Here is a 20737-nt window from a genome sequence, read left to right as displayed (position 1 = left end):
ATTGTTTGATAGCCAGTTAGAGATCCAAAGGATAGACAAGGCGTCGGAACTTCGGAATTTGGGGGCTAATCCCTATCCGCACTTTCTAAAAAAAGATATGAGCATAGCCGAGTTTAAAGAGAAATTCGGCTACATAAAAGATACCGAGGATAAAAAAGCGAGCGAGGAGGTAAGCCTTGCCGGAAGGTTAAAGCTAAAGCGTGTCGCGGGCAAATCCACCTTCGCAAACATAGAAGATCAAAGCGGCAATATTCAAATTTATTACTCTCGCGACAGTATCGGCGAGGAGGATTACGCTAAATTTAAGAAAAATCTCGAAGTGGGCGATATAATTTTGGTGCGCGGATACGCTTTCGTTACCCAAACGGGCGAGTTTTCGATACATGTCAGCAAAATAACGCTCGCATCCAAAGCGATCTGCCCGCTTCCGGAGAAATTTCACGGCCTCGTCGATATCGAGATGCGCTACCGCCAAAGATACCTCGATATGATAATGAACCCCGAGATTCGCGAGGATTTTATCAAGCGCTCGATCATCGTTAGCGAGATCCGTAGCTTTTTTGAAAAGCGCGGATTTTTAGAGGTCGAAACGCCGATGATGCACCCAATCGCGGGCGGCGCGAACGCTAAGCCATTTATCACTCATCACAACGCCCTCGATGTCGATCGCTACCTGCGTATCGCGCCGGAGCTGTATCTAAAGCGCCTAGTCGTAGGCGGCATGGAGGCGGTCTTTGAGATCAATCGAAATTTCCGCAACGAGGGTATGGATCTGACGCACAATCCGGAATTTACAAGTATAGAATTCTACTGGGCGTGGCATGATTATAACGACGCGATGAACCTAACCGAGGAGCTATTTAAAGCGCTGTTTAAGAGGCTCGGGCTAGGCGAAATTTTAACTTATGATGAGCGCGAGATCGATTTTTCAAAGCCTTTTGCGCGCATAAAGTATCTCGACGCGCTTACGCAGATAGGCGGCATTGAGCCGCAGATCGTAAATGATCGCGAAAAGATCATCGCCAAACTCAAAGCCGATAAATTTGAAGTCAATGAAAAGCTCGATCTAGGCCACCTGCAGAGCGAACTTTTTGATAATTACGTAGAAGCTAAGCTCATAAATCCGACCTTCATCGTGGATTTTCCGATCTCGATCAGCCCGCTTTCGCGCAGAAGCGACGAAAATCCGCAGATAGCCGAGAGATTTGAGCTCTACATCGCAGGCAAGGAGCTAGCCAACGCCTTTAACGAGCTGAACGATCCGCTCGATCAATACGCCAGATTTAAGGCTCAAATCGACGCTAAAAACGCTGGCGACGACGAAGCTCACGAGATGGACGAGGATTACGTCCGCGCGCTTAGCTACGCGATGCCGCCGACTACCGGCTGGGGGCTTGGAATCGACCGCTTGGTGATGATTTTGCTGAATAAAAAATCGATCCGCGATGTGATTTTGTTCCCCGCGATGAGGCCGCTAAATTCTGAAAAGGAGCAGTAATGTCAAATTTAGAAAAATTCGATAATGAAATTTTTAGTCTAACCAACAAAGAGCTTGCCCGCCAGTGCGATTATTTGGAGATGATCGCGAGCGAAAATTTCACCTATCCCGAGGTGATGGAGGCGATGGGCTCGGTGCTAACGAACAAATATGCCGAAGGCTATCCCGGCAAGCGCTACTACGGCGGTTGCGAGTTCGTAGACGAGATCGAACAGATCGCGATCGATCGCTGCAAAAAGCTCTTCGGCTGTGAGTTTGCAAACGTCCAGCCAAACAGCGGCAGCCAAGCTAACCAAGGCGTCTATGCTGCATTTTTGAAACCTGGCGAGAAAATTTTAGGCATGGCGCTTAGCCACGGCGGGCATTTGACGCACGGCGCGAAGGTCTCAAGCAGCGGAAAGATGTATGAGAGCTTCGAATACGGCGTAGAGCTTGACGGCCGCATAAATTATGATAAGGTGCTTGAGATCGCTCAGATCGTAAAGCCGAAGATGATCGTTTGCGGTGCGAGTGCCTATACGCGCGAGATAGATTTTGCTAAATTTAGACAGATCGCTGATAGCGTGGGCGCGTTTCTTTTCGCCGACGTAGCGCATGTCGCTGGGCTCGTCGTTGCAGGCGAACACGCTAATCCGTTTCCGCACTGCCACGTCGTAAGCTCGACAACGCATAAAACGCTTCGCGGTCCGCGCGGCGGCATCATAATGACCAACGACGAGGAATTTGCTAAAAAGATCAACTCGGCGATCTTTCCGGGTATCCAAGGTGGCCCGCTAATGCACGTCATCGCCGCTAAGGCGGTCGGCTTTAAACACAATCTAAGCCCTGAGTGGAAGGTCTATGCCAAGCAGGTCAAGGCAAACGCTAGAGTTTTGGGCGAGACGCTGGTCGGGCGTGGCTTTGATCTCGTTAGCGGCGGCACCGATAACCATCTGATTTTAATGAGCTTTTTAAATAGGGATTTTAGCGGCAAGGACGCTAGCGCCGCGCTTGAAAACGCAGGTATTACGACGAATAAAAATACCGTTCCGGGCGAGACGCGCAGCCCGTTCGTCACCAGCGGCATCCGCGTCGGAAGCCCCGCACTTACGGCGCGCGGCATGAAAGAGAAAGAATTTGAGTTTATCGGAAATAAAATCGCCGACGTGCTAAGCGACATCTCAAATTCTAAGCTTCAGGCACAAGTTAAAGAGGAAGTGCGGGATTTGGCGCACCGCTTTATCATCTACGACCGCGCGATGTATTAAATTTAATAAATTCGGGTAAGCTTACCCGAATTTATTTATTTCGTAAATTTTGCGTGGTAGAATTTACAAAGTAAATAATAATCTTAGGAGAGAGTATGAACGACAAAAATTTCGATATGAGCAGCATAGACGACATAGTGATCAATAGCGGCAATGTCGATAAGAACGCGAATTTGAAAAAGGGTCTTACCGTCGCAGCCGGCGTCGTAGTTTTATTCTTAATCATTTTAATCATAATGAAGGCTATTAATAAAGACGATATTGATACTAACGCAGGTCTTACTATGCCTAGTGAAGAAGAGCTTGCCAAAGCGGAGCAAAAGCCTGCCGTACAAGTTCAAAAACCTGAACCTTCGCAGCCTGAGCCTGTAGAGGTGAAATCAGAGCCCAATGCAGCATCTGCAGCTCCAACCAAAGTAGAGATAAAAACCCAGGAACCTAATTCCGAAAGCAAGGTCGTCGCAAGCGCTCAGCCTGAAGCACAGAAAGTAGAAATCCAAAAGCCCGAAATCAAAGAAGAGCCAAAAAAATCCGAAGTTAAAATAGAGAGTAAAAAGATTGAGCCTAAAGACGAAGCTAAAAAACCTGAAAAAACTGACGTAAAAAAGTCCGAGCCTAAAAAAGAGTCTGCAAAAGACGAGATAAAAAAAGAACCTTCTAAAACCGAAATTAGAAAAGTCGAGCAAAAAGTAGAGCCTAAAAAAGAACCTGAAAAACAAGCAAAAACAGAAGTTAAAAAAGAGCCTTCAAAAACGGAAGCTAAAAAGGAACATGCTAAAGCTGAGGCCAAAAAAGAGCCCGCTAAGCCCGAGCCTAAAAAAGAAGCTAGCAAACCAGAGTCTAAAAGTGAGAGCGTAAAGGCTGGCGTTGCGGCGAAGAGCACCAGCACCAGCGTGGCAAACGGCAGTTATGTGCAGGTTTTCGCATCCAATGCCTACGATCCAAACGGATCTGATACCAAAAAAATCACCAAAAAAGGCTACAGCCCAATTGCGCTACAAACTCACGTCGGAAGCAAGAGCGTGACTAAAATTTTAGTCGGACCTTTCGAGGGTGAGGCGCTACAAAAGGCGCTTAGCGATATGCGCTCAATCAACAGCGGCGCGTATATTTACCGAGTGAAATAGTGGACAGATTTGCGGTTTTCGGCAACCCGATCGCCCACTCCCTCTCGCCGCTACTTCATAATTACGCTATAAAATTTCTAGCCCTAGACGCCTACTATGGGCGAGTTTTGCTGCAGCATGGCGAGGAACTGCGCGCTAAATTTGAAACTTTAGGGCTTACGGGCGCGAACGTAACCGTACCTTTTAAGCTCGACGCATTTAAAGCATGCGACGTCCTAAGCGAGGCAGCGCAGAAGATAGGCTCGGTAAACACCCTGGTGCTAAAAAGCGGCGCGTTGCACGGCTTTAACACCGATGCGCAGGGGTTTTTCTGCGCGATTTTGGGCTTTGGTGAGATTCGCAATGCGCTTATTTTAGGCGCAGGCGGCACGACGCGGGCAATCGGCTACGCGCTAAGCAAAAACGGAGTGAAATTCGACATTCTAAATCGCAGCGCAAAAGATTTTGACTTCGGCTGCGAGGAATTTTTTACCTATGAAAATTTCAGATCCAAAGACTACGACCTTATCGTCAATGCCACCGGCGCGGGACTCAAAGATGACACGCTGCCTGCGCCCGAGGGGGTAATAGATGAAATTTTATCCCGCGCAAAATTTGCTTTTGATGCGATCTATGGCAAGCAGACTCCGTTTTTGCAAGCCGCACACGCAAAAAATCTACTCGCAAAGGACGGCAAGGAGATGCTGATAAATCAAGGCGCGCTTGCTTTCAATCTTTTTTTCGGCGGTAAATTCGACCTAGCAGAGATTGTATCGCTGATGAGCCGTGCTGCAAATTTACGCTAAATCGGCTCTTAGGCTTTTCAATTATCCGCCCAGCCTAACGAAATGCTTTAGATTTTGCGCCGAGTTAATTATACGTTCTTAAATTTTATATCGTGTAATTCGGGCGTTTAGCCTCAAAATTTTTACGTCTGCTTTCAGCTGAGGCGCGTTAATTTGCCTGTAAAAAATTCTATTAAAAATCACTACGAATTAGGCACAAAGATGCTTGGTAAAGTCTCGCGCATTTTTCTGCTCGTTTCTTGGATGTGTTCTATTCTAAAATTTTACGACGAATCTAAACTAAAATTTTGTGCAGTTTAAGTAAAATGCGATCGGTTGCGAATTATGCGGTAGAAACTTTATTTAAGTGTGGTGGCGCAAAAACTCATTTATTAAAAAGATAAAATTGCTACCAAAATTTCAAAATTTAAAGCTAAATTTTAATTAATTGTTATACAATAAAAAATATAAACTAATAATTGCTAAAGGTTAAAATTTGATGTTTTTCGGCAAAATTTTAAAATTTTACGCGCACGGATTTGCTTCGATGAAGCTTGGCAAAACGCTGTGGGCGGTGATTTTGATCAAACTATTCATAATTTTCGTGCTACTTAAATTTTTCATTTTCGACGAAAACTTGGATTCTAAATTTAAAACCGATCAAGAAAAAATCGATTTCATCTATAAAAATTTGACTAAGGAGTAGGAATGCAAGAGCTTGCTAGCGTGGATTGGTCGAGGGCGCAGTTCGCACTCACGGCACTTTATCACTTTCTTTTCGTGCCCCTAACGCTGGGGCTTAGCTTTATCGTGGCGTTTATGGAGAGCCTGTATGTCGCGACCGGTAAGCAGGAGTGGCTCAAGATCACTAAATTTTGGCTGCGCCTTTTCGGTATAAATTTCGCCATCGGCGTCGCGACGGGCATCATAATGGAGTTTGAGTTCGGCACCAACTGGGCGAATTACAGCTGGTTCGTGGGCGACATCTTCGGCGCGCCGCTTGCGATCGAGGGCTTGCTAGCGTTTTTCTTGGAGGCTACCTTTTTTGCGGTAATGTTCTTCGGCTGGGACCGCGTAAGCAAGAAATTTCATCTTCTTTCAACCTGGCTCGTGGCGATCGGATCAAATTTAAGCGCGTATTGGATCTTAATCGCGAATGCTTGGATGCAAAACCCAGTGGGTACGAGCTTTAATCCTGATACGATGCGCAACGAGATGAGTAATTTTTTAGATATCGCGCTGTCTCACTTCGGAGTGGCTAAATTTTTGCATACCGTCGGCGGCGGCTATATTACCGCGGCGCTTTTCGTGCTTGGAATTTCGGCGTTTTATATGCTAAAAAACAAAGACTTCGCGATTGCTAAAAAAAGCTTCATCGTAGCGGCAAGCTTCGGTATGCTAAGCTCGCTTTTCGTGCTATTTAGCGGCGACGAGAGCGCCTATCAGGTCGCGCAAAAGCAGCCGATGAAGCTTGCGGCGATGGAGGGTCTGTATAAGGGCGAAGTAAATGCAGGCATCGTCGCGGCGGGAGTTTTAAATCCGAGCAAAACCGCGGGAGACGATAAGGAGCCGTTTTTGTTTGAGATTAAAGCACCTTACGCGCTAGGGCTGATGGCTACGAGAGGGCTTGATAATTTCACGCCGGGCATCGATGATTTGGTATTCGGAAATGAAAAATTCGGCATCGAAGGCGCGGATAAAAAGATAGAAAAAGGCAAAATCGCCCTGCAAGCGCTAAAGGATTACAAGCTCGCCAAAGACGCCAATGATACTGCGGCGATGCAGCAGGCGCGCGAAATTTTACTCGGCAACCAAAATATGCAAAATTTAGGCTACGGCTACTTTGACGACGCGAAGCAGATCGTCCCTCCCGTGACGCTTACCTTTTACAGCTTCCACGTGATGGTGGCTTTGGGAAGCTATTTTATCTTGCTATTTTTCGTGACGCTATTTTTGGCGATGCGAAAGAATCTCGCCGAATACAAAAAAATTCTATGGCTTTGCGTCTTTAGCATTCCTCTGGGATACGTCGCGTGCGAGGCGGGCTGGATCGTAGCCGAAGTAGGGCGCCAGCCGTGGGCGATACAAGATCTTATGCCTGTAGGCGTCGCGGCTACGAGCCTGGCGGGGACGAACATAATGATCTCGTTTGCGCTCTTTGCGGTTTTATTTACGGTTTTATTCATAGCCGAGATAAAGATCATGCTAAAACAGATAAAGATAGGATTTTAAGATGCACGAAATTTTTCAAATTTATTGGTGGTGCGTGGTTTCGCTTCTGGGCGGAATTTTGGTTTTTATGCTCTTCGTGCAGGGCGGTCAGACGCTGCTTTTTACGCTGGCGAAAAATGAGACCGAGAAGGATTTTATAATAAATTCCATCGGCAAGAAATGGGAACTTACATTTACTACGCTCGTTATGTTCGGCGGAGCGTGCTTTGCGGCGTTTCCGCTATTTTATGCGACCAGCTTCGGCGGGGCATATTGGGCGTGGATGGCTCTGCTTTTTTGCTTCATAATCCAAGCCATCGCTTACGAATACAGAAAAAAGCCCGATAATTTCTTGGGCGCTAAAACTTATGAAGCCTTTCTTTTCATAAACGGCTCGCTGGGTACGATCCTGCTTGGTATCATCGTCTCGACGCTTTTTAGCGGTAGCGAGTTCGCGCTGGGAGATAATAATTTCGTGCAGTGGAAAAGCCCCGCTCGCGGACTTGAGGCGCTAGCAAATCCGTTTAATTACATCTTGGGAGTTGCACTATTTTTCTGCGCTAGGACGGGAGCAAATTTATACTTAATGAATAATATCGCCGAGCCCGAAATGATCGCTAAGCTCAAAGCCTCGCTTAAATTTAACGCTAGCGCTTTTTTGATATTTTTCATCGCGTTTTTGGCGTGGGTTTTGCTAAAACAGGGCTACGCGATCGGCGCTGACGGCGTCGTAAGCCTTGAGAGCTTTAAGTATCTGCATAACTACCTAAGCCTGCCTGTTGCGCTAATCTTGCTGCTGCTGGGCGTAGTGCTGGTGCTGGTGGGGATATTCAAAGGCGCATTTACAAGCAGCGTGCGTGGAGTATTTTTCTACGGCGTGGGCGTCGTATGCGCGGTAACGAGCGTATTTTTGATCCTGGGTCTGAACAACACGGCGTTTTATCCGTCAAATTTCGACCTGCAAAGCTCGCTTTCGATAAGCAACGCAAGCTCGAGCCTCTATACGCTTAAGACGATGTTTTACGTGTCGTTTCTAGTGCCTTTCGTGCTGGGTTATATCAGCTACGTTTGGTGGCTGATGGACGCTAAAAAGCTCGATAAAGAGGGGCTTTCAAACGAGCATTATTAGGCGCGCCCGCTCTCATGCGCAGCTTTTGCGAGTCGTGTGGCGGCGAGAGGCTGCTTGCGTGCGCGGCACTGCGTGCTTTTGCGCTTGGTTAAATTTCATATCGACGGCGCCTTTTGCGCGCCGCATTATAAAAATTTTAAGGATTAAAAATGGTCAAATCTTTAGTTTTCATCGCGATTTGGATAATCTTGCTAATCGCGAGCTATAAATTTATAAAGCTAAACATTACTCATCAAGAAAAAAGAGAGCAGTAAAAGCGTAGAAATTTTAAAAGCTTGCGGCCCGGAATTTCGCTTTAAATTTAGAAAGCAAAATCTAGGGCCGCAAGGTGCGGGCGAAATTTTATCTAGCCCTTGTAATCGATATTTTTTTCAAACTCTTTAAGTCGCATATGGATTGAGCGAAGCTCCGTGATTGTCGTCCAGTTATCGATAAAAACGCTAAAGCTGCCGCGTACTTGGCTAAAAGCATTGCCTACTTGAATCATCACTCCAAGCGTAATCGCCTTAGTAAAAAGCCCCGGTCCCATTATGAGATAGGGCACGATGACTAGTATTTGCGAGAAAGAATTTAGCCATAAATCAAAGTAGCAGTAGTGCAAAAATAGCCTGTAATAGTTGTGCTTTAGTTTGCCAAATAGCGTCTTTGTGGTCTCTTCGCTCGCATATTCCGCCTTATTCTCCTCGGCATAAACCAGCTCTTTGCGAAACGCAGCTTCCGCCTTTTGATTGTTGTATTCAAGCCTAGGCAGAAACCAACCTACTAGCCAAGAAATTATCAGTCCGCCGATGCTTACTGCAAGTGCGATCCATACGAGAGAGCCGGGAATTTTTTTGAGCGCCTCAAAAGGTACTTTCTCGCTAAGACTCCACAAAACAGGGATAAACGCAAAAAGAGTCATCGCCGCCGAAAGTACGCGCGTGCCGATATCTTCGATGATTTTTGAGAAGCGGTAGATGTCTTCTTGGATACGCTGCGAGCTTCCTTCGATATCTTTACTTACCTTTTTCCAGTATGAAAAATAGGAAAAGGTCATCGCCTCTCGCCATTTAAACGCCCAAATTCGCGCCACGTATCGCTCCGAAATCGCCGCCGCTACGGCAGGCATCGCTATCCATAAAAAGACCCTCATCTGCGCGTAAAAATCGTTTAACGTATGACGATCTACGTTTTGACATAAATCATAAAATACGCGATACCATTCGTTGAAACGCACGCTCAGCGTAGTTTGGTACCAATTGATAGCGATCAAAAATACTAGCCCTGTATATGCTAAAAGCGCCCATTTTTTGCTTTTAAAAAATGAAACGAACATTAGCGTTTCTCGGAGCTTTTTGGATTTAAAATCGCCGTAAATAGCCTATCGCTTAGCATTTGTGCGGCTTTTTGCACATCCGCGCTTTTTACCGCATTTATGCTTGCCGCGTAGCTTTTTTCATCATAGAGCGGATAGCCGTAAAGCTCGTGTGCAGTGATATTAGCAAGCCAAAAATCGTTCGTCTGTGCAGCTCTTTTGGTCGATAAAATTTGTGCTTTTTTGAAATTTGCCAGCTCGCTATCTTTCGCACCGGAGCTTTCGATCTGTTTTAAAATTTCACTCACGCTTGCTGCAACCGCACTGGCGTCTTTCGGCTCGGTAGAAAACGATACGTTCAAGCTCGCTGCGATTTGTGGCTCACGCACATAGGCGCTATGCACCATCGCCGAGTAAATTTGTCCGCGCGCCTCGCGGATCTGCTCGACGATACGATTGCTTAGCACGCTTTTTAACGCTTGAAATTTATAAGTGTCTGAAAAGTCAAAATTTTGCAGCTCATAGTTTGAAAAAATCATCCGAACTTCGCTTTTATCACTATCGCCGTAGTCTTGCACAATCTCGCCGCTAGAAGTATTTAGCATCAAAGTTTTAGGCATAGCGCTGCTTGTGCCGGGCTTTAGATTACCGATATATTTGGCTAGAATTTGTTTTGCGCGCGCAGGCTCGAAATCGCCGCTAAGCACAAAGATAAAATCTCCAGCACCTGAAAAAATTTCATCCGCATCGCGCTGTAAATCGGCAAGATTTGCGCTCTTTACGTCATCTACGCTAAGCGGCTGCTTGCGAGCCGTATCTCCTGAATATAGAGATTTTAAAATTTGCTCGCCGAATTTAAATTCCGCCGTCTCGTCGCGCAGCGCGATCGCCGAAAGCGCGTCGGTTTTATATTTTGTAAGCGAGCTTGCATGAATTAGCGGCTCGCTAAATCTTGCGTAAAGCTCGCGTACCATCGCCTCCAGATCCGCTCCTGCGCCTCTAAGACCGCAGTCTGCGTCATCCATCCTAAATCTTAGCTTATAATCAAATTTTGAGGTCAAGCGCCCCGCCTCATATTCGTTTAGCTCGCCTATGGTGCCCGAGTTTAGCAGGGCAGTTAGAATTTCGCCACGAGCCTTGCCAAAGTGCGCGTAACCGCCTTTTTTAACGGCTACGAGGGCGATTTTATTTTTCTCGCTTTTAAGAGGCTTTAAAATTACCTTCGCGCCGTTTTTAAACTCCAAAATTTCAGTGCCGCTAGCGCCTTTTTGCGTTTTAAATTCCGTCTCTTTTAAATCTGCTCCCGCAAGCTGCTTGGAAGCAAGCTTCGAATCAGCGAAATTAAACGGCAGCGCTTTTTCGTAGAGCAGCTCCGCGTCTTTTTGGCTAATGCCCAAATCCTTTGCCGAGATAATCTCCGTAAATCTCGCTCCATCCGTTATCTGAGAGAAAAATTTATTAACATCTGCTAGCGTTATTTCTTCTAACGCCTTGAGGCTTAGATCGTGCTCGTCTTGCTTACTAAGCTTTACATTGCCGTTTTGTACGAAATCAAGTAGTGCCCCTATTTGCGCACTTTGTGTATCGTTTTTAAGTAGATCGGCTTGCACTTGATGTTTAAATTCCGCCTTAACGCTATCAAAATCGTCATTGTTAAATCCGTGTTCGCGTACCCCTTTGATCGCGCTAAAAAGACTATTTAATGTGGCGTTGACGTCGAAATTAAAAATATTTGCGCTTATGCTGTATAGTCTGCGGTTTTTAAACAGATCGTCCGAGCCGAAATAGGCTTTAAGCGGAATTTTGGCATTTACATTCATCGCGTCGTATCCAAGCTCCATCAGCCTCGATACGTAGGCTTGCAGCCACTCATTTTTAAGTGCACCGTAGCTTCTTAACGGCTCATATTTGCCTGCGTAAAGCACGCTAGCGACATTGGCGCCGAGCTCGGGCTCTACGGTGCTTGCTAGCCCGCCTTCAAATGGGCGTAGGCTAAGATCGCGCGGGATTTTTTCGCCGTGCGCAGAAAGAGAGCTAAAATTTTGCTTGATTAGGTTTTTAATCTGTTCAACGTTTACGTCGCCTACGACTATGATGCTAATGGCGCTAGGGAGGTAGTTGCGCGCGTAGAATTTTTTTAGTTGCTCGCCAGTGGCGCCTTTGATGATTTCATTTTGTCCGATCGGAAAGCGTCTTGAGAATATGGAATTAGGGTATAAATATGTGGCACGCTTTTCATAAAATCGCCTCTCAAAGCCTTTTTTTGCTTCCTCTAATATTACACCTTTTTCCTTTTGCGTTTCGTTTTCGTCAAATTTAACGCCGCCCGCATAATCGCGCAGCACCAAAAATACATCCTTTAGCGTCTCGTCGCTCACTTGGGCCTGGATGTTGTATGTGGTGTTTTCAAAGCCAGTCTGTGCATTGAGATCGGCGCCGAATTTCACCCCTAGGCGCTGCAAGGTATGAATTAGTTCATTTTTATCAAAATGTTCGCTGCCGTTGAACGCCATATGCTCGACGAAGTGCGCTAAGCCCTGCTCATCGTCATTTTCATCGACACTACCCGCGGCTACGTTGAGATAAAAAAGCGCGCTATTTTTTGGCACGTCATTTTTGAGGATATAAAATTTCACGCCGTTTACCAGCTTACCGTGCACGACGCTAGGATCGAGCTTAAGTGGCGCGTCCGGGTTGGTATCTGCGGAGTAAAGGCTCAAAGAGCAAAGCAGGGTGGCGATAAAAAATATAAGTTTTTTCATAATTGTCCTTGGATTTAAAAACTTACGATTGTAACAAAAGCTAGTTTAAAGTATGATTTTACAAGCTTTGCTATGGGTGAAATTTTGCCAAGGATTTGGGATTTTACTTGCGGTTTTGAAATTTAACTTGTAGAATTGAGAGGAATGGAATTTTTGGAATTTTTGGAATTTTTGGAATTTTTGGAATTTTTGGAATTTTTGGAATTCCGCCGCCGCGACTCAAAATTTTGGCAGCGGAATTTAGAAAGCTTTGAGAGCTTTAATAGCCTGCGCAAGGCTAAATTTAAACTTTACGCAGTTAGAATTTGTACGCCCGCGCGAAGAATTTTACAACTTATAGTTTGCTTGCGTTTTTGTCTAGATACTCTGCGACGCCCTTAGGATCTGCTTTCATCCCTGCGTCACCTTTGTGCCAGCCTGCAGGGCAGACCTCGCCGTGCTCGTTCGTAAATAGCATCGTATCGACCATGCGAAGCATCTCATCGATATTGCGACCTAGCGGTAGGTCGTTGATGACGGCGTGGCGGACGGTGCCATCTTTGTCAAGTAGGAAGCTGCCGCGAAGCGCTACGGCGTTACCAAACAGTACGTCGAAGCTGCGTGCGATATCCTTCGTAATATCCGAAACTAGCGGGAACTGCACTTTGCCGATACCGCCTGCGTTTACCGGAGTGTTTTTCCACGCAAGGTGGGTAAACTCGCTATCGCAGCTAACGCCGATAACTTCGATGCCCTTGGATTTGAAATCTTGATATCTGTGATCAAATGCGATGATCTCGCTCGGGCAGACGAAGGTAAAATCTTTTGGATAAAAGAATACGACGGCGCCTTTTTCGCCGATATTTTTATAGAGGTTGAAATCCTCAACTATTTCGTTGTTGCCTAAAACCGCAGTTGCCGTAAAATCAACGGCTTTGTTGGTTACTATCATTTGTTTCTCCTTGTTAATAAAATTTATGATGGCGATTATACATTTTAAAACTTTATATTTGCTGAAATTTGATGAAAATTTTTATATAATAAAATTTATTTGTTCAATAATATTAAATTTTATCATTTTTTAAATTTAGTATGTTATCATTACTCCATATTTTTTGATAAAGGAGAAACAATGGCTGTAAAAATCACCGATATTTGCATAAGCTGCGGCTCATGCATCGACGAGTGCCCGGTAAATGCGATCGTTGACGATAGCGATAACCCAAGTGGCGAGGATAGCTACTATGTATATGCCGATAAATGCGTCGAGTGCGTGGGCTACAACGATGAGCCGGCTTGCGCTAGCGCCTGTCCGACCGACGGCTGTATCGTCTGGAGCGACATCGTAGCGGGTCAACCTAGCAGGGATAGTATAGGTGCGGATCTACGCAGCGGAGATACCCCGGTATTTGCTTAGCAGATAAAATTCCGCGATCAAATGCGCGGAATTTTAATTCATTCAATCCTTAAATAAATTTTAACCTATTTTTCGATACAATCCGCCTTTCACTTTAAGGAGATTATATGCAGCAAACGCTTTCTATTATTAAGCCTGATGCCGTTAAAAAGGGCGTTATCGGCAAAATTATCGATCGTTTCGAAAGCCACGGACTAAGAATCGCAGCGGCTAAAAAATTATGCCTAAGCGCCGAAGATGCGGGTAAATTTTATGAAATTCACAAGGATCGCCCTTTTTATAAGGATCTGATTGAGTTTATGACTAGCGGCCCGGTGGTCGTAATGGTGCTAGAAGGCGATGATGCCGTAGCTAAAAATCGTGCGCTAATGGGCGCTACCGATCCGAAAAAAGCCGATAAAGGCACGATCAGAGCAGACTTTGCGGACAGCATTGACGCTAATGCCGTTCACGGCAGCGACAGCCTAGAAAACGCAAAAACCGAGATCGCATTTTTCTTTGCAAAAAGAGAAATTTGCTAAGAGTGCCACGTGAAGATAGCTTTTGCTAAAATTTCCGCCGCGCCCGTGCCGTTTGAAATTTCGAGGGATGGACTTAAACTTAGCGGAAATTTAAAACGAAAAGACTCTAAGTTTATCGAGTGCAAAGGCGAAATTAAGGGTAAAATTCCATACATTTGCGACCGCTGCGGCAAAGAATTTGATCTTGACGTAAATGAGAGCGTGAATTTGCTTTTAAGCGAAGGCGTTTTTAACGACGAAAGGCACGAGAGCTTGGACGTTATGGAGTTTTTCGGCACCGAAGTTGATCCGGATGAAATTTTAAGAAGCGAAACGGAAGCTTTCAAAAGCGACTATTTTTATTGCGAAGAATGCAAGAACTAAATTTATAAAGGAGAAAAAATGGCAGTTCCAAAGCGAAGAGTTAGTAAAACTCGTGCGGCGAAAAGACGCACTCACTACAAAGTGACCCTTCCGATCCCCGTCAAAGATAAAGACGGAAGCTGGAAAATTCCGCATAGAATAAACAAAACTACGGGCGAATATTAATCCGATGATTTCCGTTGCTATAGACGCGATGGGCGGTGATTTCGGCTGCGAGCCGATAATAAACGGAGTCGTAGATGCGCTGCGAGAGCGTAAATTTAATGCGTTTTTGGTAGGTGACGAAGCGCAAATCAAGCCTTTTATTCCACAAGATCAAGGCTTTGAGAAACATATTACTTACGTGGCCGCAAGCGAAGTTTTCGAGATGAAAGAGGGTGCAACCGACGCTCTCAAACGCAAAGAGAGCAGCATCTTTAAAGCGGTCGATCTAGTAAAAGACGGCACTTGCAAAGCCGTGGTATCGGCAGGACATAGCGGCGCTACGATGAGCCTTGCTACGCTTCGCATAGGAAGGCTCAAAGGTATCTTGCGCCCGGCGATTGCTACGCTGATGCCAAATTCCATAGGCGGTCGCACGCTTGTGCTAGATGTGGGCGCTTATGTGGATTGTAAGCCTGAGAATTTGTTTCAATTTGCGATTATGGGCGAAGCATATGCCAAGGAGATTATGGGTTTAAACGCACCACGCATCGGCTTATTATCCAACGGCGAGGAGGATAGTAAAGGCAACGAGGTAACAAAAGAAACCTTTCATATGCTTAAGAAGATGCAAAATTTTATCGGTAATGTCGAAGGCAATCAAATTTTTGACGGCTCCGTGGATGTCGTAGTTTGCGACGGATTTATCGGTAACATTATGCTAAAATCCAGCGAAGGCGTCGCAAGCACCATAGGTAAGCTCATCAAAAACGAAACTAAAAAATCCCCTATCGCTATTGCGGGCTCCCTCTTGATGAAGCGCGTCTTCAAGATCATCAAAAAAAGCACGGATTATGACGAATATGGCGGTGCGCCGCTTTTGGGCGTCAAGGAATGCGTCATTATAAGCCACGGCAAAAGCACTCCGAAAGCCGTTAAAAATGCGATCTTTCAAGCGCTTAAATTTGCAGATTCTAAAATCAACTCCGCGATAGAAAGCGAAATTTCTTCAAATGAGCAAAAATGAAAAAAGCCTCGATGATCTCGATCGCAGCATACGCGCCGAGCGAAATTTTAACCAATTTCGATCTTGAAAAAATGGTTGAAACGAGCGATGAATGGATCGTCAAGCGCACAGGCATTCATGAGCGCCGCATAGCAAAGGGCGAGACCACTAGCGATCTAGGCGCGAAAGCGGCTTTAAAGGCGATCGAGCGTAGCGGCTTACAAAAAAACGAGATCGATGCGATAATTTGCGCCACGATCTCGCCCGATTATTTCTGTATGCCCTCGACAGCATGCGTCATAGCAGATAAACTGGGCTTAAATTTCGGCATCACGGCATTTGATATAAATGCCGCCTGTACGGGCTTCATCTATCTTTTGGAGCTCGCAAAATCCCTCATTGAAAGCGGCGCTAAAAAACATGTGTTGATAATTGGCACGGAAAAGTTAAGCTCGATAGTCGATTGGAGCGACCGCGCTACGTGCATACTTTTCGGCGACGGCGCAGGCGCTGCGATTATCGCGGCACGCGACGATAACGAAATCATCGACATTCATACAGCTAGCGACGGCAGTAAGGGCGATCTTCTCATCACCGCAGCTCCGGGTAGCGTCAATCCACTCAGCCAAAAAATCATCGACGAAAAGCTGGGCTTCATGCAGATGGCGGGGCGCGAGGTCTTTAAAATAGCGGTGCCGACGCTTAGTAACGACGTTGTGGAGATTTTGGCGAAAAATAAAATTTCGCCCGAGCAGGTCGATCTTTTCATCCCGCATCAGGCAAATTTACGCATTATCGAGGCGGTCAAGGCGAGACTAGAGTTTAGCGACGAGCAGTGCGTGCTTACGATCGGCAAATACGGCAACACGAGCTCGGCGTCGATCCCGATGGCTATCAACGACGCTTACGAGAGCGGTAGACTCAAAAACGGCTCGCTTATGCTTTTAGATGCGTTTGGCGGCGGCTTTACGTGGGGCAGCGCGCTTTTGAAATTTGGCGGAAAGAGCATAAACTAGCATTTTTTAAATTTCATTAATCTTTGAATTTCGCCATATTTAAGAGTTAAATTCTAAGCTTATTTACAAAACTAATTTCAAATTTATATTTATTCCGAGTCGGGTTTCAAAATTTTAAAATGAAGCGTTTGCGATTAAAAGCATATTTATGATCTTGTGCAGTTTGAGTATTGACTTCTTACGCGAGATGGTAAAACGACATTAGTTTGAGCGCCTATCGCTTTTGACGATGGGCTTTTCTAATATAAAAGAAATCAAATATACGATAGCCTAAATGGGTGTTAATTTCAGCTGATTCTATACATTAACGGCTTGTAATTGGCTGCAAAGCTCGGCAAGTATTTTTACGGCGGTGTATGTGGATCTTTTGAGCGACCTACACATAGGCTGTAGAATAAAATTCAAATACCAAAACGCTCACAACAGCAAGCATCAAATTGCCTTAGATTTGAAATTTAGCATAAACACCGGTAAATTTAAATCAAATACTACGAATGGAACAATAAAGGACGCTATGTCATGAGTGCAGGAGCGTCGTATCTCTAAATATCTATAGGGCGTTAAAATCTCCAGCTATCTCCCGTTATACAATATATATTATCTCTATATAGATAGCGGCGAGCCGGAGGGCGCAGCCACGCTATAGCTACAGACTGAAGCGATCAATGCGTTTAGTTTTAGTGCGAAAGCTACAGCTATTTATAGGTTTTGATGGTAGGTCCAGCTCAATGCCATTGCAAGCATTTAAAAATTTTAGCACGAAATATCATCTTACAGTTATGGACGACAGGTATTAAAGCATATTATTAAGGCGATTTTTTATAAATTTTAAGTTCAAATTCCGTTCGGATAAAATTTCGATTATTTTTTAGAAAGCGATCTAAAATTATTTAAAATTCCCCCGTTAACTTGGACTATCTAGCGTTTTGTTCGTGCGCTCGGTTTAAAATTTTAAATAATGTAAAATCCCAAATTCTCGTGCTTAAGGATAATTTTTCTGATCTCTTTTAGTAAGCTGAGCGAGGCTTCAATTTCTACGCGCCGGGTGCTTACGCTCTCGATGTTCGCGCCTACGCTCACCCCTTTTGCGAGGGCGTATTTATAGATGAAATCAAACATCTCTGCGCACAGTGCTGTTGAACTTTGCAAGATATCGACGCTGCTTTGCAGTCGCTGCTGCAGAAAATCTGGCACCGAGATGCCAAGCCATTTCATAAACTCAAGCGTCTTTAGGCTGCCGCACGGCGTGAAAGTAAAGATTATAGGCACCTTTTTGCACTCCAAAGCGGCGTAATCGTCGATGAAATCTTTGGCGTTTTGCACATTATAAACCGCCTGAGTGATAAAAAATTCGCACCCGTCTGCAGTCTTCTCCGCGATTTTTAGGTGCTCGTCGCGGCTCTTTTCATGGCGTTCAGGAATGCAGATGCCGCCTAGACAAAGATGCGGTGCCACGAGTCGCTTGATCTCATAGGCGCGGCTTAGATGCAGCTTGCATTCTTCATTTTTAGAACTCGCTCCCACGAAAACACCGAGCCCGCTTGCGGCATGTCTTAGAATTTCGCAAAATTCCGCCTCGTCGTATTTGCCTACCGCGCGATAGATGATCGCTTCTTTATCGGTGTGTAGATACTGCGTGTAGTAGCGCGCAGGATCGATCGTATGCACAAAAGGGAAGGTCCGCTCATCTTTCGTGCGTGCGCTTTCATCTTGTAGATCGTAGATGACGATGCCGTCGCATTCGCATTCGCCTAGGCGCTGCGACCACGCCGTACCTAGGCGCTCGAGCTCGTCTTGAGAGGACGTGATTTTAGGCGGAACGATGCCATAGAGTAGAATTCCGCTTTTTCCGTTTCTAATTTTTTCTTTTAACACTTGCCATTCCTTGATTTTTCGCACATTTTAGCAAATTTAAATTTAAAAATTTAAATGATATAATGCCGAGCAAATTGCAAATTTAAGGAACGCAATGAAAACGCTTCAAGAAAATTTAAAGCTTTTTTATCTGGGGCTTGAAAACGGCGAGCCGTTTTTGTATAAAAACAAGGATCTGACGACCCACGCGCTTATCATCGGAATGACCGGCAGCGGTAAAACGGGACTTGGCATCACGCTGCTAGAGGAAGCCGCGATCGATAATATCCCATCCATCATCATCGACCCGAAAGGCGATCTAACAAATTTAGCTCTTACCTTTCCGCAGATGAGGGCTGAGGATTTTGAGCCCTATATCGACGAGGCCGAGGCGCAAAACAAAGGTCTTAGCGTGCACGAGTATGCCGAGCAGACGGCAAATACCTGGCGCGAAGGGATCGAGGGCTCGTATCAAGATCTGGCGAGAGTGGAGCTTTTGAAAAACAGCGCCGATTTTAGAATTTATACGCCCAAATCAAGCGCAGGTCTTGGAATCAGCCTGCTAAGCGACTTTGAAGCGCCGAAGGGCTTAAACGAAGAGGATTTGAATAATTACATCGGCGGTATCGCCACTAGCGTGCTAAGCCTGGCAGGGATCGGCAGCGATAATCTCAGCTCGCCGGAATTTTTACTAATCAGCCAAATTCTGTCCTATCATTTCGGTAGGGGCGAGGGGGTGAGCGTGGTGGATCTCATCGCGCAGATCGGCAACCCGCCTTTTGATAAGATCGGCGTTTTCGACGTCAATACCTTCTTTCCGAGCGATAAGCGAATGGCGCTTGCGATGAAGATTAACGCGCTCATCGCAAGTCCGAGCTTTAAGCTTTGGTGCGAGGGCGAGCGGCTGAATATCGCCAAGATGCTCTTTGATGAAAACGGCAGGGCGAGGGCGAATATATTTTCCATCGCGCATCTAAACGACGATGAGAGGATGTTTTTCGTCACGCTACTTTTGGGCGAGATGATCAAATGGATGCGCACCACCAGTGGCACGAGTTCCTTGCGCGCCGTGCTTTATATGGATGAAATTTACGGCTTCTTCCCGCCAAACGGCAATCCGCCGAGCAAAACCCCGATGCTTACGCTGCTGAAGCAGGCTCGCGCATTCGGTCTTGGCTGCGTATTATCGACGCAAAACCCGGTCGATCTCGATTATAAGGGGCTTAGCAATATCGGCACGTGGTTTATCGGGCGCTTGCAGACCGCGCAGGATAAAGAGCGCGTCATCAGCGGCCTAAGCGGCATCGGCTCAAATCCGATCGACAAAAGCGTGCTGATGGAGAAAATTTCAAATCTCAAAAAGCGAAATTTTTTGGTAAAAAACATCAACGAGGACGTGCTGCGAGTGATCGAGACGCGCTTTGCGCTAAGCTATCTAAAAGGTCCTTTAAGCAACGAGCAAATTTCAAATTTAATGAAGGATAAAAAGGCTGAAATTTCATCCGTGTCGGGCGCCGCGCAAGGCGTCAAATCCACCGGCTCCGCCAAGCCGGTAGTTTCTGCTGAGATTTCGCAGCTTTACAGCTACGGCGCGGGTCTTGAGCTAAGCCCATATCTGTATGCAAGCGCAAAGATGCGATTTTGCGACAAGGGAGTCGATTTTACGCAGCAGCGCACTTTTTTGCTTTCGCTTTTGGACGTAAGCGAAATAGATTGGGGCGAGGCCAGCACGCGAGAAGTTGCAAATTTAAGCGGACAGGAGCAGGCAGGCTCTAGCTACGGCGCGCTTCCTAGCTTCATCGCGGGAGCGAAAAATTTAAACGCTCAGCTTAAAAGCTTTAAGGAGTGGATCTATCGCAACGAAAAGTTAGAACTTTTTAGCGCGCTTGATCTGCTCTCAAAACCGGGCGAGAGCAGGGAGGAGTTTTTCGTGCGCTTAGGCGATAGGGCGAATGAGGCTCTAGAGGCCAAAACCGACGAGATCGCGGCTAAATTTGAAAAGGAAAAGGCGCGCCTTGAGGATAAAATTTCGCGCGCTAGCGAAAAATACGAGAAAGAAAAGGGCGACGTGCTAAGTCGCGGGGTGGATGCGGCGCTAAACATAGGCGGCGCGATCTTAGGCGCGTTTTTAGGCCGCTCGCGCAGCGCTAGCAATATCTCTAAAGCGATCAGCGGCGCCAAGAGCGCGCATAAAATTTTAAATGAACGAAGCGAAGCCAAAAATGCCGAAAATAGCCTAAGCGCGCTGCAAGAGGAGCTGGAGGTGCTTACGCAGAAATTTGAGGCTGAAGTGAACGCGCTAAAACAGAGCCTGGATCTGAAAAATATTAAACTCGAAACGAAAGAAATTTCGCCGAAGAAAACCGACATCTACGACGAGAAAATTTCGCTACTTTGGAAGAGCTAAA

18 protein-coding genes are annotated in these 20737 nt (G+C 45.9%); 14 read left to right on the top strand and 4 right to left on the bottom strand.

The features are described 5' to 3' along the window. Position 1: 1 nt before the first annotated feature. From lysS to cydB, 7 genes are all read left to right on the top strand, one after another. Positions 2 to 1498, top strand: a complete 1497-nt coding sequence (lysS, locus tag Q0372_RS08260) for a lysine--tRNA ligase (protein ID WP_298104780.1) — start codon at positions 2 to 4, stop codon at positions 1496 to 1498. Then, complete coding sequence (locus Q0372_RS08255) at positions 1498 to 2745, top strand: serine hydroxymethyltransferase (protein ID WP_005871225.1); 1248 nt, start codon at positions 1498 to 1500, stop codon at positions 2743 to 2745. Before lysS ends, Q0372_RS08255 begins: the two co-directional genes overlap by 1 nt. A 95-nt stretch (positions 2746 to 2840) precedes the next feature. Then, on the top strand, positions 2841 to 3872 hold the full coding sequence (locus Q0372_RS08250; RefSeq protein WP_298104777.1) for a hypothetical protein: 1032 nt from the start codon (positions 2841 to 2843) through the stop codon (positions 3870 to 3872). Next, complete coding sequence (locus Q0372_RS08245; RefSeq protein WP_298104774.1) at positions 3872 to 4657, top strand: shikimate dehydrogenase; 786 nt, start codon at positions 3872 to 3874, stop codon at positions 4655 to 4657. Before Q0372_RS08250 ends, Q0372_RS08245 begins: the two co-directional genes overlap by 1 nt. A 478-nt stretch (positions 4658 to 5135) precedes the next feature. Beyond that, the gene (locus Q0372_RS08240) at positions 5136 to 5342 is read left to right on the top strand and encodes a DUF4492 domain-containing protein (protein ID WP_005871229.1); all 207 of its coding nucleotides are present in this window, start codon (positions 5136 to 5138) and stop codon (positions 5340 to 5342) included. 2 nt (positions 5343 to 5344) lie between these two features. Then, complete coding sequence (locus Q0372_RS08235) at positions 5345 to 6868, top strand: cytochrome ubiquinol oxidase subunit I (RefSeq protein ID WP_298104771.1); 1524 nt, start codon at positions 5345 to 5347, stop codon at positions 6866 to 6868. A 1-nt stretch (position 6869) separates the two neighbouring features. Further along, a complete protein-coding gene (cydB, locus tag Q0372_RS08230) occupies positions 6870 to 7976 on the top strand; it encodes a cytochrome d ubiquinol oxidase subunit II (RefSeq protein ID WP_298104769.1) in 1107 nt (368 codons plus the stop codon). Between the two features lie 346 nt (positions 7977 to 8322). Here the strand turns inward: cydB and Q0372_RS08225 are convergent, their stop codons facing one another. The 3 genes from Q0372_RS08225 to Q0372_RS08215 all read right to left on the bottom strand — a co-directional run bounded on the left by Q0372_RS08225 (position 8323) and on the right by Q0372_RS08215 (position 12963). After that, on the bottom strand, positions 8323 to 9291 hold the full coding sequence (locus Q0372_RS08225) for a putative transporter (protein WP_297903955.1): 969 nt from the start codon (positions 9289 to 9291) through the stop codon (positions 8323 to 8325). Further along, the gene (locus Q0372_RS08220; protein WP_298104767.1) at positions 9291 to 12032 is read right to left on the bottom strand and encodes a M16 family metallopeptidase; all 2742 of its coding nucleotides are present in this window, start codon (positions 12030 to 12032) and stop codon (positions 9291 to 9293) included. Before Q0372_RS08220 ends, Q0372_RS08225 begins: the two co-directional genes overlap by 1 nt. Positions 12033 to 12366: 334 nt before the next feature. Continuing rightward, a complete protein-coding gene (locus Q0372_RS08215) occupies positions 12367 to 12963 on the bottom strand; it encodes a peroxiredoxin (protein ID WP_291939968.1) in 597 nt (198 codons plus the stop codon). Between the two features lie 180 nt (positions 12964 to 13143). On the opposite strand from Q0372_RS08215, the gene Q0372_RS08210 reads away from it, so the two are divergent. The 6 genes from Q0372_RS08210 (at position 13144) to Q0372_RS08185 (ending at position 16475) form a co-directional block, all read left to right on the top strand. Then, complete coding sequence (locus Q0372_RS08210; RefSeq protein ID WP_005871245.1) at positions 13144 to 13428, top strand: 4Fe-4S dicluster domain-containing protein; 285 nt, start codon at positions 13144 to 13146, stop codon at positions 13426 to 13428. Between the two features lie 107 nt (positions 13429 to 13535). Then, positions 13536 to 13949, top strand: a complete 414-nt coding sequence (gene ndk, locus Q0372_RS08205) for a nucleoside-diphosphate kinase (RefSeq protein ID WP_177388469.1) — start codon at positions 13536 to 13538, stop codon at positions 13947 to 13949. 9 nt (positions 13950 to 13958) lie between these two features. Next, positions 13959 to 14312, top strand: a complete 354-nt coding sequence (locus Q0372_RS08200) for a hypothetical protein (RefSeq protein ID WP_298104765.1) — start codon at positions 13959 to 13961, stop codon at positions 14310 to 14312. 18 nt (positions 14313 to 14330) lie between these two features. Further along, a complete protein-coding gene (rpmF, locus tag Q0372_RS08195; protein ID WP_005871250.1) occupies positions 14331 to 14477 on the top strand; it encodes a 50S ribosomal protein L32 in 147 nt (48 codons plus the stop codon). A gap of 4 nt (positions 14478 to 14481) precedes the next feature. After that, a complete protein-coding gene (plsX, locus tag Q0372_RS08190; RefSeq protein WP_298104763.1) occupies positions 14482 to 15480 on the top strand; it encodes a phosphate acyltransferase PlsX in 999 nt (332 codons plus the stop codon). Next, entirely contained in the window at positions 15477 to 16475 is a 999-nt protein-coding gene (locus tag Q0372_RS08185; protein WP_298104761.1) for a beta-ketoacyl-ACP synthase III, read from the top strand. The genes plsX and Q0372_RS08185 overlap by 4 nt, the downstream gene beginning before the upstream one ends. Positions 16476 to 17426: 951 nt before the next feature. On the opposite strand, the gene Q0372_RS08180 is transcribed toward Q0372_RS08185, so the two are convergent. Then, positions 17427 to 18350: a methylenetetrahydrofolate reductase gene (locus Q0372_RS08180; protein ID WP_298104759.1), complete on the bottom strand. Its 924-nt coding sequence runs from the start codon at positions 18348 to 18350 to the stop codon at positions 17427 to 17429. Positions 18351 to 18444: 94 nt separating this feature from the next. Here Q0372_RS08180 and Q0372_RS08175 point away from each other — a divergent pair, with 94 nt between their 5' ends. After that, positions 18445 to 20736: a DUF87 domain-containing protein gene (locus Q0372_RS08175; RefSeq protein ID WP_298104756.1), complete on the top strand. Its 2292-nt coding sequence runs from the start codon at positions 18445 to 18447 to the stop codon at positions 20734 to 20736. Position 20737 lies beyond the last annotated feature (1 nt).

The organism is uncultured Campylobacter sp., assembly GCF_937997405.1.
In the GTDB taxonomy this organism is placed as follows: Bacteria; Campylobacterota; Campylobacteria; order Campylobacterales; family Campylobacteraceae; genus Campylobacter_B.
This window is presented reverse-complemented; position numbering and strand designations above follow the sequence as displayed.

Coding starts and splice junctions, on each gene's coding strand:
- Q0372_RS08255 (WP_005871225.1), top strand. CDS start 1,498: ATGTCAAATTTAGAAAAATTCGATAATGAAATTTTTAGTCTAACCAAC.
- Q0372_RS08250 (WP_298104777.1), top strand. CDS start 2,841: ATGAACGACAAAAATTTCGATATGAGCAGCATAGACGACATAGTGATC.
- Q0372_RS08240 (WP_005871229.1), top strand. CDS start 5,136: ATGTTTTTCGGCAAAATTTTAAAATTTTACGCGCACGGATTTGCTTCG.
- Q0372_RS08235 (WP_298104771.1), top strand. CDS start 5,345: ATGCAAGAGCTTGCTAGCGTGGATTGGTCGAGGGCGCAGTTCGCACTC.
- cydB (WP_298104769.1), top strand. CDS start 6,870: ATGCACGAAATTTTTCAAATTTATTGGTGGTGCGTGGTTTCGCTTCTG.
- Q0372_RS08225 (WP_297903955.1), bottom strand. CDS start 9,291: ATGTTCGTTTCATTTTTTAAAAGCAAAAAATGGGCGCTTTTAGCATAT.
- Q0372_RS08220 (WP_298104767.1), bottom strand. CDS start 12,032: ATGAAAAAACTTATATTTTTTATCGCCACCCTGCTTTGCTCTTTGAGC.
- Q0372_RS08215 (WP_291939968.1), bottom strand. CDS start 12,963: ATGATAGTAACCAACAAAGCCGTTGATTTTACGGCAACTGCGGTTTTA.
- Q0372_RS08210 (WP_005871245.1), top strand. CDS start 13,144: ATGGCTGTAAAAATCACCGATATTTGCATAAGCTGCGGCTCATGCATC.
- ndk (WP_177388469.1), top strand. CDS start 13,536: ATGCAGCAAACGCTTTCTATTATTAAGCCTGATGCCGTTAAAAAGGGC.
- rpmF (WP_005871250.1), top strand. CDS start 14,331: ATGGCAGTTCCAAAGCGAAGAGTTAGTAAAACTCGTGCGGCGAAAAGA.
- plsX (WP_298104763.1), top strand. CDS start 14,482: ATGATTTCCGTTGCTATAGACGCGATGGGCGGTGATTTCGGCTGCGAG.
- Q0372_RS08185 (WP_298104761.1), top strand. CDS start 15,477: ATGAAAAAAGCCTCGATGATCTCGATCGCAGCATACGCGCCGAGCGAA.
- Q0372_RS08175 (WP_298104756.1), top strand. CDS start 18,445: ATGAAAACGCTTCAAGAAAATTTAAAGCTTTTTTATCTGGGGCTTGAA.